Source organism: Microcystis aeruginosa LEGE 91341 (assembly GCF_015206885.1).
GTDB lineage: Bacteria > Cyanobacteriota > Cyanobacteriia > Cyanobacteriales > Microcystaceae > Microcystis > Microcystis aeruginosa_H.
Genome location: NZ_JADEXY010000055.1, coordinates 12,470 through 27,862, shown reverse-complemented (window position 1 = coordinate 27,862; position 15,393 = coordinate 12,470). Strand labels below are relative to the sequence as shown.

The window sequence follows — 15,393 nt, the reverse complement described above, 5'->3', positions numbered from 1 at the left end:
AAATGTTCCAAAAAAATATAGAAGAGCTAATGCAAATTAGCCGCTATCGGTTGAAGGATTACATCAAAGGACAAAGAGCTATATCGCTTGCCCTATCTACCTTCTAGCTCGCTTGTCCCCCTCTCAGATGCACGAGTTAAAGGAAGAATTTAGAAAGATTTATGAAACCTCAGAGAATCCGACAGAAGAACTGCTATCTATCTCGGAATGGTTGGCAAAATCCTCCAGTGTTTTTACCAAGAGTTGTCAAACAATCCGAAACTGGTTTGGAGATTATTTCGAGCGAAGGACAACGAATGGGGTGGTGGAGGGAATCAACAATAAACTTAAACTAATAAAACAAAGAGGCTATGGCTTTAGAAACTTTCGGAATTTTTGGGTTAGAAGTATGTTATCTTGACATCTTGTATGTTGATTTAGCACAAAGAGTAACGAAGAGCCATTTTCTGGAAGTTCTCCCTGTTCAAGTTGATCGGCTAAGACACGCAAGGCAAGTGCTTGAACTTTAGCAATAGCTTCCTGTTGACAATTGCCATAAACTAAAACTCCCGAAAGTTCGACGATTTCAGCAATATATCGTCAATCTTCTTCTTGTTCTATGTCAATCTTATAATTCATTTGAGAATTACCTATGGGATGACCTGCTGTCTTGATTATATTAGACTTTATAGCCGCTCTTGTTGGTTGGATTGACGCAAGGAAACCCAATACAAATTAGATAGGGTTTGCCGAAAAAGCTTTTCCTGGGGTTAGGAGTCAGTCCCGATGAAAAAATTTTCACCCCCACAGATGAAAGAGGTTTCTTTCCCTACACCCCACACCCTCTTTCAAGTCAGTCTTCAGTATCCAGTATTCAGTGATCAGATGCGGGTTTTTCAGTTCACGGTTTACTGTTCACAGCGAAAAACTCCCCACTTCCCCACTTCCCCAATCCTCTATACCTTTTAAACAGGATTTAGTATTAGCCTGTATCAGCATTTCTGATTCTATAGTTAAGTTTGGCTAATAACTACTTATTTTTAGTCGCTTGTCAAGCCCCTATTATAATTTTTAATCTTTGATCCTTAGTCCGATTTAACATTGATATTAAAAATCTGGTTTTTTGTAGCGAAGATAACAGTTTTATTAACTATTATCTGCATACATAGAGGGAAATCGAGCAAGGCTGATAATCCTTGAAAGCCTTGTCAATACTAGCATTATTCCCCCTCGAAATTTTACTAATTCCCTAAGTTTTCCTAATCTTGCCCCCCTCTAGGAGACAAAAAATTAAAAACCCTCCATCTTAACTTAGTTTTTAGCGCAAGTCAACCATTTATTTAAATTTTTGATTCTCTTGCCCGATAACGATATAAATTCTCGTAATGACCAACCAATTTTCCGTGATAGGGTTGAACAGAACGCAACCAAGTTAGCTTTGCAAGCAAAAAGGAATATTAGCAAATTCCTTCAGCTTTGCATTGGGAACTTGCTAACGCACAATAAGAAAGTCTATGAATAAACAACTGATCAACAAACTACAAGCTGTAACTGCCCTTACCGTAGTGGGGACTACAGCCTCGATAATTTGTTCCCAGACAGCAGGACACGGCAACAGCCTGACGGATATTAGCGTAGGTCGTCAAACTGTTATCGAGTCAACTACTCAAACCGTTCTGCCCGCTTTTTCTAATAGTCGAACATTCGATTCAGATACTAAATTATCACGTTCGGTTCAAGATAATGCTAACGAAATTCTAAAAACTTTGGAGTCCCTAGTGGACAAAGAAAATACCGTCCCAGCAAGCGTTACACCCCGAACCCAAGAGGCCATTCCTTCGACTATACAACCCCAATCACAACCCAATCAAGTCAAACCAGTCCCGGCCAGCAATCCTGCCTCAGTGACACCGCTGGAGAAGCCAAAAACAACCCAAGGGACAAAAACCAGCAGTCGCCCCCGTAAACGGGGAATGGCCTCTTGGTATGGTCCTGGGTTCCACGGTCGTCGCACCGCTAGTGGTGAGACTTTTAACTCTGGTGGTTTAACTGCCGCTCATCGCTATCTGCCTTTCGGCACTAGGGTTAGGGTAACTAATCTGCGTAACGGGCGATCGGTGGTAGTTAGAATTAATGATCGCGGTCCGTTTAGCGGTGGTCGTGTCATCGACCTCTCCAGAGGTGCGGCAGCGATTATCGGTGTCTTCCAGTCCGGAGTTGCCCCAGTGGTCTTGGAAGTTTTAGGCAGATAATCAGTGATCACTATGGCAGTGATCACTGCTATAGTGATCCTATTGGGATTTTACGGGGTTTATGTTAGAAATTAACGATTTATCGGTTAATTATGGCGGAATAAAGGCATTACAGCAGGTTAGTTTAAGGGTAGAAACGGGGGAAATTGTCACCCTGATTGGAGCGAACGGAGCAGGAAAAACGACGACTCTAAAGACGATATCTCGGCTTTTAACAGCAAAGACGGGGCGAATAATCTATCAGGGTCAAGATATCACCCATTTACCACCCCATGAAATCGTTAAACGGGGAATTGCTCATAGTCCAGAAGGGAGAAGAATCTTAGCTCGTCAAACAGTCTTGACAAATTTGCAGTTAGGTGCCTATACGAGAAGCGATCGCCTAGGAGTAAAAAGCGATATCGAAGAGCAGTGGCAACTTTTTCCCCGACTATCGGAGCGCCGAGAGCAGTTAGCGGGAACCCTAAGCGGTGGGGAACAACAGATGCTGGCGATCGCCAGAGCTTTAATGAGTCGTCCCAAGTTATTGTTACTAGACGAACCCAGTTTAGGACTAGCGCCCCAGATAGTGCGAGAAATCTTCAGTATTATCCGTAAATTAAATAAATCGGGAGTAACCATCCTGTTAGTGGAACAAAACGCCAATTTAGCCCTAGAAACTGCCAATCGCGGCTATGTTTTGGCAGCGGGACGCTTGACCATGGCGGGAAAAGCTGGGGATTTACTCAAGGATGAGCGGGTCAAACAAGCTTATTTAGGTTAATCGATGATGATGTGCCAACTATAGATAAAATTATATGGTAAAGGTAGGAGAAAAAATATTCACAAAATTTTACAAAGTCGCATAAAATGAACACATAACGAAATAGGTATTTTTTCTTACTGCCATGCTAACGGCTAACTTCCCCTGGCTCACCGCCATCATTTTGCTCCCCCTGCTTGCCTCCTTCCTAATCCCTGTAATCCCCGACAAGGAAGGAAAAACCGTTCGTTGGTTCGCTCTTGGAGTCGGACTAGCAGACTTTATATTAATGTGCTACGTCTTTTTACAAAAATATGATTTAAGCAACCCCAACCTACAATTAGTAGAAAAAATCGATTGGGTTCCCCAAATTGGTTTAAGTTGGGCGGTGTCGGTGGATGGTATCTCGGCACCGTTAGTTTTATTAGCCGGATTAGTGACAACCCTTTCTATCTTGGCCGCGTGGCAAGTGGACCGTAAACCCCGTTTATTCTACTTCCTGATGCTGTTGCTCTACGCCGCTCAGATTGGTGTTTTCGTCGCCCAAGACTTATTATTATTCTTTTTAATGTGGGAAATCGAGTTAATTCCCGTTTATCTACTCGTTTCCATCTGGGGTGGTCAAAAACGTCGTTATGCCGCCACTAAATTCTTACTCTACACCGCCGCCGCTTCCATCTTCATCCTCGTTGCCGGTCTAGCCATGGCCCTCTACGGTGGTGGTGCGATGACCTTTGATATGGCGGAATTAGGATTTAAAGATTATCCCCTCGCTTTAGAATTAGTCCTTTACGCTGGTTTATTAATCGCTTTCGGCGTCAAACTCGCCATCTTCCCCCTCCATACTTGGCTCCCCGATGCTCACGGTGAAGCTTCTGCACCTGTATCGATGATTCTCGCTGGTGTTCTCCTCAAAATGGGTGGTTATGGTTTAATCCGCCTTAATATGGGGCTTCTACCCGATGCACATATCTACTTTGCTCCGATTCTAGCGATTCTCGGTGTCGTCAATATTATCTACGGTGCTTTCGCTTCCTTCGGTCAACAAAACATGAAACGCCGTCTCGCTTATTCCTCGGTTTCACACATGGGATTCGTCCTTTTAGGGATTGCTTCCTTTACCGATGTGGGTATTAGCGGTGCTATGTTACAAATGCTCTCCCATGGTTTAATTGCCGCCGTCTTATTCTTCCTTGCTGGTGTCACCTACGACCGCACCCATACCTTAGCTTTAAACGAGATGGGTGGGATTGCTCAAGCGATGCCGAAAGTATTCGCTCTCTTTACTGCCGGCGCCATGGCTTCCCTAGCGTTACCCGGAATGAGCGGTTTTGCCAGCGAAATTACTGTATTTATCGGTGTCACTAGCAGTGACGTTTATAGCCAAACCTTCCGGGTTGTGACTGTCTTCCTCGCTTCCGTTGGTTTAATCCTCACCCCGATTTATCTACTCTCCATGCTTCGCCAAGTTTTCTACGGAGATGGTTCTTCCTGCGATATTACTAACATTCTCCCCAACAAAAGCAACGAACAAGCAGTTTGTTTTGGTACTAGCTGTGTCCTTCCTGACGAATCAGAATATATTGACGCTAAACCCAGAGAAATCTTTATCGCTGTCTCTTTCCTCGCTTTGATTGTCGCTATCGGTTTTTATCCCCAACTAGCTACCCGTATCTACGATGTCAAAACGGTGGCAGTTAACTCGGAAGTGCGTCAAGCTTACACAGAAATCGCCGCTACTCGTCAAAATATCTACGCTGAAACTCAACCGGACGTGAGCGCCAAAGTTGCCAGTATATTCCAATAAATTGGCAAGTATAAAGTGAATAGGTTATCAGGAGTAGAAATTCTGCTCCTGATTTTTTTTGGCCAGAAGAAAGATGCGAGCATTTATACTAAAATCTAAGATAGCCGGTTTAATACTGAGTAACGCACAGAAAACGGGTTTCTCCGAGAAACCCGTTTTCTACTCAATAACCAGATTTAGTATAATATCGTCTCTGGGATCAAAACGGAAGCTTAGAATAGATAAAATATGTGGACTTTTGTTGATTTATTTGCCGGTATAGGAGGATTTAGAATCGCCTTAGAGAATCTCGGTTGTCAATGTGTTTTTTCCTCAGAAATCGATCCTCACTCCCAAAAGGTTTACTTAGCTAACTATGGTCATTTACCCGATAATCAAGACATCAGAAAATTAGAGGCAAAAACTGTCCCCGATCATGATATACTCTGTGGCGGTTTTCCCTGTCAAGCGTTTAGTATCGCCGGCAGAAAACACGGTTTTGAAGATGCACGCGGAACCTTATTTTTTGAAGTTGCCCGGATCTTACACGAAAAGAAACCGAAAGCTTTTATCTTAGAAAATGTCCAGGGTTTAGTCCATCATGATCGAGGTAAGACTTTAAAAACTATTTTAGATATATTAGAAAAGGATTTGCATTATTTTGTCCCTAGTCCCCAGATTTTAAATGCCAGATATTTTGGGGTTCCTCAAAACCGTCCCCGAATTTTTATTGTCGGTTTTCGAGAAGATTTAAATATTTACCATTTTTCCTATCCCCAACCAACCCATCAAGAAACTTGTCTCAAAGATATCCTAGAAGAAAAGGAAGTCAGCGTTAAATATTATCTCTCTAATCAGTATTTAGAAACTTTATTTAAACACAAGGATAGACACCAAAATAAAGGTAATGGGTTCGGTTATGAGATTATTTCTCCCGATGGTATCGCTAATGCTATTGTGGTGGGAGGTATGGGAAAAGAAAGAAATTTAGTTATCGATAAAAGACTGACTAATTTTACTCCCGTTACTCGCATTAAGGGAGAGGTAAATAAATTATTCGTCCGCAGAATGACTCCCAGAGAATGGGCAAGATTACAGGGATTTCCCGATAGTTTTCAGATTGTTGTTAGCGATGTCCAAGCTTATAAACAGTTCGGTAATTCTGTGGCTATTCCCGTAGTAAAAGCAGTGGCAAAAGAGGTGATTAAAGCTTTAGATTTATCCAGAGATTCTCAAGAAAATATCAGGGTTAAAGACCCACAGGGGAGACAATTAGATCTATTGTCAATCTGAGGAACAATAGCAATTTTTTCTAGGTGTTTGGGTATGTTAATAATAGTTATTATTCGCTCGATATGATCGCTCTTTATGCTTTACTATAACTGGATTAACAGTGGACTTGTTGCATAATTAATTTTCGAGAGTTCAAAAATGGGAAAATAGCCATGAGGTGACAATAAAAGAGCAACAGAGGTGATGGTTTCGCCGGTTGTGCTTGTTAAAGGTATCTTTCTTATACTACACTTGTAACACCAATAGGTTTTAGTATTCGGGAGAAAAAATTATGCGGACAATCACACGCACCACCACTACCGATATGGAAGTCACCAGCATTCGTCTGGAAAGAGTCCTCAAGGACAAGCTGAAAGAGATTTCCGGCAATCAAGGTTATCAAGCACTCATTCGTGATGTCTTATGGAATTTCGTTCAGCAGAAATCAGGAGATTATCGACCTCAGTTTTCTGTCAGCGATATAAGGGCAGTATTTAACGCTACAGCTAGAAAAAATGAGATTTGCTCTCTTACAGGCAAATTAATCCCCGCTAATACAACAATGTTGTTAGGTTTGACCATCCATGGCGATTTAGTCCCGTTGAGTATGGATAGTTATACCAATTAAATTAAAATAAGTTTGACTAGGGTGGGGCAAAATCCAGTATAGTTAGTCCTCACCCAAGGAAGATGGGAAGCGGGAATTATAAATTTAAATTATGAATTATGAATTGAGAGGTGGGAATTATAAATTATGAATTATGAATTATGAATTGAGAGGTGGGAATTATAAATTATAAATTATGAATTATGAATTGAGAGGTGGGAATTATAAATTATGAATTGAGAGGTGGGGAGTTTTTTGCTGTGAACAGTGAACTGATAACTGATAACTGATAACTGATAACCGATAACTGATAACCGATAACTGATGACTGAAGCGATTTTACGAGTGGTTTTAATCAATCCGCAAATTCCGCCAAATACGGGGAATATTGCCCGTACTTGCGCCGCAACGCGGACAGAATTGCATTTAGTTGGTCCCTTGGGTTTTGAAATTAGCGATCGCTATCTGAAGCGGGCCGGCTTAGATTATTGGCCTTATGTAAAACTCATGTACCACTTGACAATTGATGACTTCTGTGTATATCAGCAAAAGAGCGGCGGAAGGGCGATCGGGTTTACAGTGCGCGGCAGCAGTAGTTATGTGGAATACAGCTATCAAAGCGGAGATTGGCTACTTTTTGGCAGTGAAACCGACGGTATTCCGGCAGATTTATTAAATAAGTGCGATGACACGGTTTATATTCCCATGGCAGAACCGGGGGTGAGAAGTTTAAATCTTTCCGTTAGTGTGGCGATCGGATTATTCGAGGCCCGACGACAATTGGGATTTACTCGTTAGCGGGACATTTGGCTATATAAACAGAGCAAATAAACTTAATTGACCCAAAAAACTAGAAAATTGCTTTTATGTAGCTCATTTTTGCCTAAAGATAACTTTTTTTGCCAATATCAGAAAAAAATAGCGATCGCCGTCAATCTTGTCCGTAATAACAGCAGGAAATTATGTGGATTATCCTAGCGCAAATTAATTTTTGCTCCTTTCTAATCCCATAATTTATTGAAAATAAAAAGGCAAGATGATGCTCATGAATATCTTCTACCTTTCTTCTAATAGGTTTCGTAATTTACAGATTTTTAATCGGCAAAAATCCACCTCTGGCTTAACTCAAGTCGAGATGTTAGTTACCCTAATTTTATTAGGAATTCTCTTAACTATTGCCCTTTCTGTTTATCAGCGTTTAATGGCTTGGATTCGCTTAAATATCGCCACCTTTGAAATATCACAACAGTGGAAAAATACCCGTTATCATGCCACAGGAGGAGGTTCTTATCCCCTATCTTTGTGCATGGCAGAAAGTGAAACCGAACAGATTAAAGTGGCAAAAGTGCAAGGGGACGAATGTGAGAATGTCACCGATTGGACTCCCATCACTCGCGGTGTTAGCATCGATACTAATAATTCTAGCCTACGCCGAGTTAGTGGACCTGTGGGTAATCAAGGTACAATTTATCGCGCTAGTTGGGCCGATACAAGGGGGGGTTTAGGGGGTTCTTGGGGACAGTTAGGCAGAATTACTTTAGTTGCTTCCGGCACACCCGACAAACGCTGTTTATTTTTATTCCATGTTGACGGTAGTTGGGATATTCGCCAAGATAATGGATGTGTGCGTTAAAGGCTGATTTAAAACTAGGGAATCAGGCGATCGATTTGTTGAGCTAAATCAAAATCTAAGTTACTCAAACCTCCCACGTCATGGGTAGTGAGGGAAAGAGTAACGCGATTATAATTGATGGTAATATCAGGATGATGGCCTAGTAATTCAGCCGGAGTAACTAAGCGATTAACAAAAGTGATCGCTTCGATAAAATTGTTAAATTTAAAAGTTTTTTCAATCCGTTGATCTCGTAACTGCCAGCCGGGGATAGTCTGTAATTGTTGGGAGATTTCTCGATCGGACAAACGCGCAGTGGGTAAAGATAGGGCTAATTCCCCAGTTAACCCTATCATGAAAGCGATCGCTATTGCTAAGAATTGCTTCAACATTGAAGACGCTCCCGTAGTTGTGGTGAGCAGAAAAAGTGATCGATCAGGAGAGCATAGGCCCAAAATCTAACATGAAATCTAACATTAAGAAACACATTACACCAAAATATCGAGAGAGCCACGCTCAAAAATCTAGAATCCCGACTGATAGCCTTTCTGGGGGGAAACTTAAACGGTTTTCAGTCCGTCTGGGATTACACTAGAAAATATTCACTTATTCGATCGAGCCGTTCATGATTATTTCCGTCGTAGCACTGAAGGGAGGGGTCGGGAAAACCACCACATCGATTCATTTGGCCGCCTATTTTCAAGAAAAAGCGCCCACCTTATTGATTGATGCGGATAAAAATCGTTCGGCTCTCCATTGGTCCCGGGAAGATACCCTTCCTTTTATGGTAGCGTCCCAAGCTGGAGCGACGGGACTGGTGAAACAATACACTCATATTATCGTCGATACCCAGGCCCGGCCGGAGCCAGACGAGTTAAAAGATTTAGCTCAGGGCAGCGATTTATTAATTTTACCCACCACTCCCAATCATCTCGATATCGATGTCACCATTAAAGCGGCAGAATTGCTGTCCACGATGACCGATAATTATCGAGTTCTGTTAACCCAAGTGGATTCACGGACAAAAACAGGACGAGAAGCGCGGAAAGCTCTAGAAGAAGCGAAACTACCGCTATTTAAGCGAGAAATTCCCCGTTTAGTGGCTTTTGAACGAGCGGCCGAAAAGGGAGTCATCGTCAAAGATTATCCCGACCCCCGGTCGAATTTCGGTTGGCTTTGTTACCAAGCGGTCGGTAAAGAAATTTTTGCCCTCATGACATAAATCGTTAAAAAAGTTAACATTAATATTTGTGTCATTTTTCCCCGAAAAGATACTTAATCTGCATGGGGACTTTTTGTAATCTTCCGTTAAGTGTTCACTCCTAAATCGGTAAAGTCTGAGACAATCAAAAAAGTCTGACTGTAGGAGAACCCTCTATGAAATTGGCCTATTGGATGTATGCGGGTCCCGCTCATATTGGCACGTTAAGGATCGCCAGTTCCTTTAAAAATGTTCATGCTATCATGCACGCTCCTCTGGGAGACGATTATTTTAACGTCATGCGCTCGATGCTGGAAAGGGAGCGTAATTTTACCCCCGTCACTGCTAGTATTGTCGATCGTAATGTTTTAGCCCGGGGTTCCCAAGAAAAAGTCGTCGATAATATTGTTCGCAAAGATCGCGAAGAAAGTCCCGATTTAATCGTTTTAACCCCCACCTGTACCTCCAGCATTCTCCAAGAGGATTTACAAAACTTTGTCGAAAGAGCGCGACAGGATGCCCAAGGAGATGTGCTGCTGGCCGATGTCAACCACTATCGCTATAATGAACTACAAGCGGCCGATAAAACCCTCTATCAAATTATCAAATATTATCTCGATAAGGCCCAGAGAAAAGGGGAAATTATCTCCCAGAAAACCCCTAAACCTTCGGTTAATATTATCGGTATTACCACCCTCGGTTTCCATAACCAACATGATCGCACAGAATTAAAGCGTTTAATGGCAGATTTGGACATTGAAGTTAACGAAATTATCCCCGAAGCTGCCTCGGTGGACAACTTAAAAAATCTGCCCCGCGCTTGGTTTAATCTGGTTCCCTATCGAGAAGTGGGATTAATGACAGCCAAATATCTCGAAAGCGAATTCGCTATGCCTTACGTTGATATTACCCCCATGGGAGTGGTGGAAACAGCCCGCTGTATTCGCCAAATTCAAGAGGTAATTAATGCCCAAGGTGCGGCAGTAGATTACGAAGATTTTATCAATGAACAAACTCTGCATATCTCCCAAGCTGCTTGGTTTTCTCGTTCCATTGACTGTCAGAATTTAACCGGGAAAAAAGCGGTGGTTTTTGGTGATAATACCCACGCAGCCGCTATGACAAAAATTCTCGCCAGGGAGATGGGAATTCATGTGGTTTTAGCGGGTACTTATTGCAAGTATGATGCCGATTGGTTCCGGGAACAAGTGAGTGAATATTGTGATGAAGTGTTAATTAGTGATGATAATGGGGCGATAGGAGATGCTATTGCTCGATTAGAACCGGCGGCGATATTTGGTACTCAAATGGAACGTCACGTCGGCAAACGTTTAGATATTCCCTGTGGAGTAATTGCTGCACCTATTCATATCCAAAATTTCCCCCTCGGTTATAAACCTTTCTTAGGTTACGAAGGCACTAATCAGATCGCCGATTTGGTCTATAATTCCTTTACTTTGGGTATGGAAGATCACCTATTAGAGATATTTGGTGGTCATGATACCAAAGAGGTAATTACTAAAGGTATTTCGGCAGATTCTGACCTAAATTGGAATAAGGAAGCTACGGTAGAATTGCAGAAAATCCCCGGTTTTGTGCGGGGGAAAGTCAAACGAAATACCGAAAAATTTGCCCGGGAGCGAGGTATTGGTGAAATAACTTTAGAGGTAATGTATGCCGCTAAAGAATCCGTAGGAGCTTAATTATTTCTTAGGGCTGAAAGTTAACAGCATTCAGCCCTATTTTTTTGTTATTTACTTAATCCCCGAAGTATTCTTTCCTCTACTCCTTTCCCCTGAATTAACACTCCAAATCCTCCTAAACCGGTGGGATTGATTAATTGATGTAAGGCATCTCGACGCTGAAATATAGTTAATATATCAATTTTTCCTTCAGAAAGTTGATTTAATCTATCCCCTAATCCCAAAGCCATTAAAAATAATCCTTGCTGAGTAAAACCGAGATTTTTTAAGCCTAATTTCTCCCCTTGACGTTGTAAAGCAGTAAAATCCACATGAGTGGTAATATCTTGTTCTCCCACCCACAAATAAGGATGATCATGACGCTGGTGTTGTCGATAACATTGTAGGGTTCCTTGACTTCTTTGGGGATGATAATATTTTTCGGCAGTGTAACCGTAATCTATGGTTAAAATATAACCTCGATCGAGTTTCCGATTAACCGTTTCTAACCAGTCTAAAGCTAATAAGTTTACCTCGGTTTGATAACCCTCCGGATAAAGTGGGGAAGGAATATTTATCCCCACTAAATCAAAATAGTCTTTGATGCTGTCAGTAGATAAATCTGCGATAATCTCCTGAAAAGGTTCCCCCAATCCCAGATAAATTTCTCGTAATTCTCCCGACTCGATCACAACTCGATGGACAGGAAAAGCATCGATTAACTCATTACTAAACACACAACCCACAAGGGAATTATCAGCTAAATTCGGCCAACTTTGCCAAGATACCGGGGAATATCCCGCTAAAGTTGCCCGTTGTCTTTCCCTGAGTTTCTGAGATTGTTCGATAATTATATAACTGAGATTTTGATAAAAATCAGCATAGCTATCACTCAAATAATCAAGGATATCTTTCGCTAAAATTCCCGAACCTGCTCCCACTTCCACTAAAGTAAATCCTCGGGAATTGCCCAAAAATTCCGCCATCTCGACAAATTGCTCCGCCAACAATTGGCCAAAATCTGCCCCTAGGGACGAGGAAGTAAAAAAATCTCCTTTTGAGCCAATTTCTACTTTTCCAGAGGTGTAATAGCCATAATCGGGGTGATAGAGAGCTAAATCCATCCAGCGATCGAAGCTAATTCGACCCGCTGATTGTTTAATTTCCTCTAGGATGATTGCTTCTAAATTCATCTTGATCAGGGAATTATGAATTATGAATTATGAATTATGAAATGGGAATTATACTAAATCCAGTTACTAAAGACTGATTATCTATTCCTCCTTTTGCCCATCCTTATAAGTAGCCTATACTCAACAGATTTAGTATTAGTAAACAGTAATCAGTAAACAGTAATCAGGTATAAAGACAAAGATAACTAATTAACTTAAAACTTACATCTGATAACTTACATCTGATAACTGATAACTGATTTACTCTCCCGCATGATAGGAACTGCGGACTAGGGGGCCGGATCTAACCTGAGAAAAACCCATTTTTTGGGCAATTTCTCCCAACTCGCTAAATTCTGCGGGAGTCCAATATTTCTGTACGAGCAAATGTTCCAGAGAAGGACGCATATATTGACCAATAGTAACTCGATCGCAGTCGATCGCGCGTAAATCTGCCAAAGTCTCGATAATTTCCTCTTTTGTCTCACCGTGACCGACCATTAAGCCAGATTTCGTCGGAATTGAGCGATCGATTTCCTTAACATAACGCAAAACCGCCAAAGAGCGATCATATTTAGCCCCGCGTCTAACCGGCCCTTGCAAACGGCGCACCGTCTCGATATTGTGATTGTAACAGGCAGGTTTTGCCCCTACCACCGTCGCCACCCGTTCCTGTTGACTTCCCTTACCTCCAGCAAAATCCGGGGTTAACACCTCAATTAAAGTGTGGGGATTGCGTTCGCGAATGGCTGTCATCGTCCGCACAAACCAACTGGCTCCGCCGTCTTTCATATCATCTCTGGCTACAGAAGTCAAGACAACGTAACTTAAATTTAACAATTGCACCGCTTCCGCCACTTTTTGCGGTTCCTCCACATCGAGAGGCATGGGTGCATGACCCTTATCCACTTGACAAAAAGCACAGGACCGGGTACAAGTGGGACCCATCAACAAAAAAGTCGCCGTACCTTGGGCATAACATTCGCCGCGATTGGGACAGCGACCTTCCTCGCAGATAGTATGAATGTTCCTTTGTTTGATAATGCGCTGAACCGTGGAAATTTCGCTAGATTTGCCGAGTGAACGCCGTAACCAAGCGGGTAAAGACGTAATTTCCTCGCGCCACTGTGGGGGTATATTGGACATGAGAAGTTAACTAATGTTGGGGATTTCAGTAATCAGTAATCAGTCATCAGTGGGGGGTTGGGGAGAGGGACGACTAACTCCCCAAAACGAAAACTTTCTATCTCACCATAAAGATAACTGCTATAAGCTGAGAAAGCGAGTAAAGATCATTGTTAATCAAAAAGGAAACTTGGGCAATGGGACGACGGCAACGGGGAAAAATTTTCAATCTGGTCATTCAAGGATTGGCAGGTTGCCTTTTAGTTAGTATTTTTGTTCTTAATTCCCTGCCATCCCTAGCCCAAAATTTTCTGGTTCCATTTGCATCTCCCACGGGGACAAGGATTTTTGTAGCCGGGGATATAGAATATACTTCCGTGTATTTAGATGGATTTGCCTTATTTCAGATTGCCTCCCAGGATTTTACCACTTCTAGGATGGAAGCAGACCAGGAACTCTCTCCGGTAGAAAGACGGGCTAGGCGCATTGAAAGAGGCTTAAATAATATTATCAATGGGGGTTTCGATCTGACAACCTTGCAAGTAAGTCCGGCGACCCTCAATAATTTAACCGTGATTGTGGCTAGGGATAACCAGAATTTACCGCAACAGGTAATTCTGACAGTAACAGAAGTTGATGCCCTGATCGATTCTTCTTCGGTTGCCGATTTAGCAGACCGATGGGTTAAAATCATCAAAACAGCTTTAATCCAAGCTTGGCAAGAACGTCAGCCCGCCGCTCGCCGGCAACAGGCAATGACTGCCGCTATAATTATTTTCGGGGTGGTTTGCTTAAGCTGTTTATTAATTTGGTGGCAGAAACGTTTAAGAAATCGCTTTAATCTCCTCAAAAAACAGGCTAAAAGTCAATCTGATCGGAATTTAGCCATAAATTCCCCTCCCAGAAAAGATCGCTCCCAAGGGCCGATTTTAGCCGCTCTAGAAGATTCCTCTAATTTCCGTCAACAGGCAGATATTCAGCGACAACTGACATTAAATCTTCTCTGGAAAAGACTGGCTCTTATTGGACTGATACTGCTTTGGTTTAGCGGAATAGCGGCGATTTTGTATGTATTTCCTGAAACTAGGCTAGAAGGACGGGGGATAATTCGCATTCCTTTGCGGATTTTTATTATCTGGTTGCTACTGACATCAGTGAGCAATATGGTTAATCTCCACGTTAATTTTCGGCTACGCGAGTGGGTAGAGGAAGGAGCGGTGTTTTCCGAAAATTTGGAAAGGAGGATTCTGCGCGCTCCTACTTTATTAGAAGTTGGGCGAGAAATTATCACATTTATCGCCATTTTTCTAGGAATTTTGATTTTTTTGAGTTGGATGGGCCTTTCTTTCGCCTTTTTACTCACGGGAGCCGGTTTAGTGGGAGCATTGCTCACCTTTGCCTTTCAGGATCTTTTAAAAGATTGGATTAACGGTTTTCTGATTGTCTTTGAAGATCAATACACCGTCGGTGATATGATCCAGTTTCAGGAGTTCACCGGTTTGGTGGAAAATATGAGTTTGCGAGCGACTCAATTGCGGGCTGCTGATGGACGTTTAATCACTATTGCTCATAACCAAATTATTAGCGCACACAACCTCAGTAAAGATTGGGCGCGAGTCAATTTTACCATCGAAGTCGCCTATCACACCGAGCCAGATGTGGCGATCGCTTTAATGGCAGCCATCGCTGAAAATATGGCTGTAGATCCACAATGGCAAGAAGATATCATCAATCCTGTGCAGGTTGCTGGTGTTAGTCGGGTTTCTCACACGGGAATGGAAATTATGCTCAGAATTGTCGTCAAAAGATTACGACAATGGGATATAGAAAGAGAGTATCGTCGTCGTCTAAAAATTGCTTTTGAGGAGAAGGGAATTCACATCGGTATTCCCCAACAAAGTTTCCTGATAGCACAAGATAAAGAACAATTCAAAGGACAGTTTTAAAGGGGAGCATTTTCTAT

At 42.2% G+C, this 15,393-nt stretch carries 13 protein-coding genes and 2 pseudogenes; 11 read left to right on the top strand and 4 right to left on the bottom strand.

Features of this window, described 5'->3' with window-relative positions; genetic code table 11:
* Positions 1-124: 124 nt before the first annotated feature.
* A pseudogene (locus tag IQ234_RS10350) lies at positions 125-400 on the top strand (transposase); the annotation flags it as partial.
* Positions 401-420: 20 nt separating this feature from the next.
* Here IQ234_RS10350 and IQ234_RS21775 read toward each other — a convergent pair.
* Positions 421-573: pseudogene (locus tag IQ234_RS21775) on the bottom strand (type II toxin-antitoxin system HicB family antitoxin); the annotation flags it as partial.
* A gap of 920 nt (positions 574-1,493) precedes the next feature.
* Here IQ234_RS21775 and IQ234_RS10345 point away from each other — a divergent pair.
* The 7 genes from IQ234_RS10345 (at position 1,494) to IQ234_RS10315 (ending at position 8,271) form a co-directional block, all read left to right on the top strand.
* Positions 1,494-2,231: a septal ring lytic transglycosylase RlpA family protein gene (locus tag IQ234_RS10345; RefSeq protein ID WP_193957029.1), complete on the top strand. Its 738-nt coding sequence runs from the start codon at positions 1,494-1,496 to the stop codon at positions 2,229-2,231.
* Positions 2,232-2,292: 61 nt separating this feature from the next.
* On the top strand, positions 2,293-2,994 hold the full coding sequence (locus tag IQ234_RS10340) for an ABC transporter ATP-binding protein (RefSeq protein WP_193957028.1): 702 nt from the start codon (positions 2,293-2,295) through the stop codon (positions 2,992-2,994).
* Between the two features lie 124 nt (positions 2,995-3,118).
* Positions 3,119-4,780, top strand: coding sequence for an NAD(P)H-quinone oxidoreductase subunit 4 (locus IQ234_RS10335; RefSeq protein ID WP_185240000.1), 1,662 nt, complete (start codon positions 3,119-3,121; stop codon positions 4,778-4,780).
* 228 nt (positions 4,781-5,008) lie between these two features.
* The gene (locus tag IQ234_RS10330; protein WP_193957027.1) at positions 5,009-6,052 is read left to right on the top strand and encodes a DNA cytosine methyltransferase; all 1,044 of its coding nucleotides are present in this window, start codon (positions 5,009-5,011) and stop codon (positions 6,050-6,052) included.
* A 271-nt stretch (positions 6,053-6,323) separates the two neighbouring features.
* Positions 6,324-6,659 carry a hypothetical protein gene (locus tag IQ234_RS10325; RefSeq protein WP_193957026.1) on the top strand — a complete coding sequence of 112 codons (336 nt, stop codon included), beginning with the start codon at positions 6,324-6,326 and terminating at the stop codon, positions 6,657-6,659.
* A 303-nt stretch (positions 6,660-6,962) separates the two neighbouring features.
* Positions 6,963-7,436, top strand: a complete 474-nt coding sequence (locus IQ234_RS10320) for a tRNA (cytidine(34)-2'-O)-methyltransferase (RefSeq protein ID WP_193957025.1) — start codon at positions 6,963-6,965, stop codon at positions 7,434-7,436.
* Positions 7,437-7,683: 247 nt separating this feature from the next.
* A complete protein-coding gene (locus tag IQ234_RS10315) occupies positions 7,684-8,271 on the top strand; it encodes a prepilin-type cleavage/methylation domain-containing protein (RefSeq protein WP_193957024.1) in 588 nt (195 codons plus the stop codon).
* Between the two features lie 14 nt (positions 8,272-8,285).
* Here IQ234_RS10315 and IQ234_RS10310 read toward each other — a convergent pair whose 3' ends face one another.
* Positions 8,286-8,642 (bottom strand): 4a-hydroxytetrahydrobiopterin dehydratase, encoded by a 357-nt coding sequence (locus IQ234_RS10310; RefSeq protein ID WP_193957023.1) that lies wholly within the window; start codon positions 8,640-8,642, stop codon positions 8,286-8,288.
* A 233-nt stretch (positions 8,643-8,875) separates the two neighbouring features.
* On the opposite strand from IQ234_RS10310, the gene IQ234_RS10305 reads away from it, so the two are divergent.
* Both IQ234_RS10305 and bchB read left to right on the top strand, forming a co-directional pair.
* Positions 8,876-9,472, top strand: a complete 597-nt coding sequence (locus IQ234_RS10305) for a ParA family protein (RefSeq protein ID WP_002740297.1) — start codon at positions 8,876-8,878, stop codon at positions 9,470-9,472.
* A 155-nt stretch (positions 9,473-9,627) separates the two neighbouring features.
* Positions 9,628-11,154: a ferredoxin:protochlorophyllide reductase (ATP-dependent) subunit B gene (gene bchB, locus IQ234_RS10300; RefSeq protein ID WP_002770669.1), complete on the top strand. Its 1,527-nt coding sequence runs from the start codon at positions 9,628-9,630 to the stop codon at positions 11,152-11,154.
* A gap of 47 nt (positions 11,155-11,201) precedes the next feature.
* Here the strand turns inward: bchB and IQ234_RS10295 are convergent, their stop codons facing one another.
* Both IQ234_RS10295 and lipA read right to left on the bottom strand, forming a co-directional pair.
* A complete protein-coding gene (locus tag IQ234_RS10295; protein WP_193957022.1) occupies positions 11,202-12,326 on the bottom strand; it encodes a class I SAM-dependent methyltransferase in 1,125 nt (374 codons plus the stop codon).
* Positions 12,327-12,566: 240 nt separating this feature from the next.
* On the bottom strand, positions 12,567-13,451 hold the full coding sequence (gene lipA / locus IQ234_RS10290) for a lipoyl synthase (RefSeq protein WP_193957021.1): 885 nt from the start codon (positions 13,449-13,451) through the stop codon (positions 12,567-12,569).
* A gap of 176 nt (positions 13,452-13,627) precedes the next feature.
* Here lipA and IQ234_RS10285 point away from each other — a divergent pair, with 176 nt between their 5' ends.
* A complete protein-coding gene (locus IQ234_RS10285; RefSeq protein WP_193957031.1) occupies positions 13,628-15,376 on the top strand; it encodes a mechanosensitive ion channel family protein in 1,749 nt (582 codons plus the stop codon).
* The last annotated feature ends 17 nt before the right edge of the window (positions 15,377-15,393 follow it).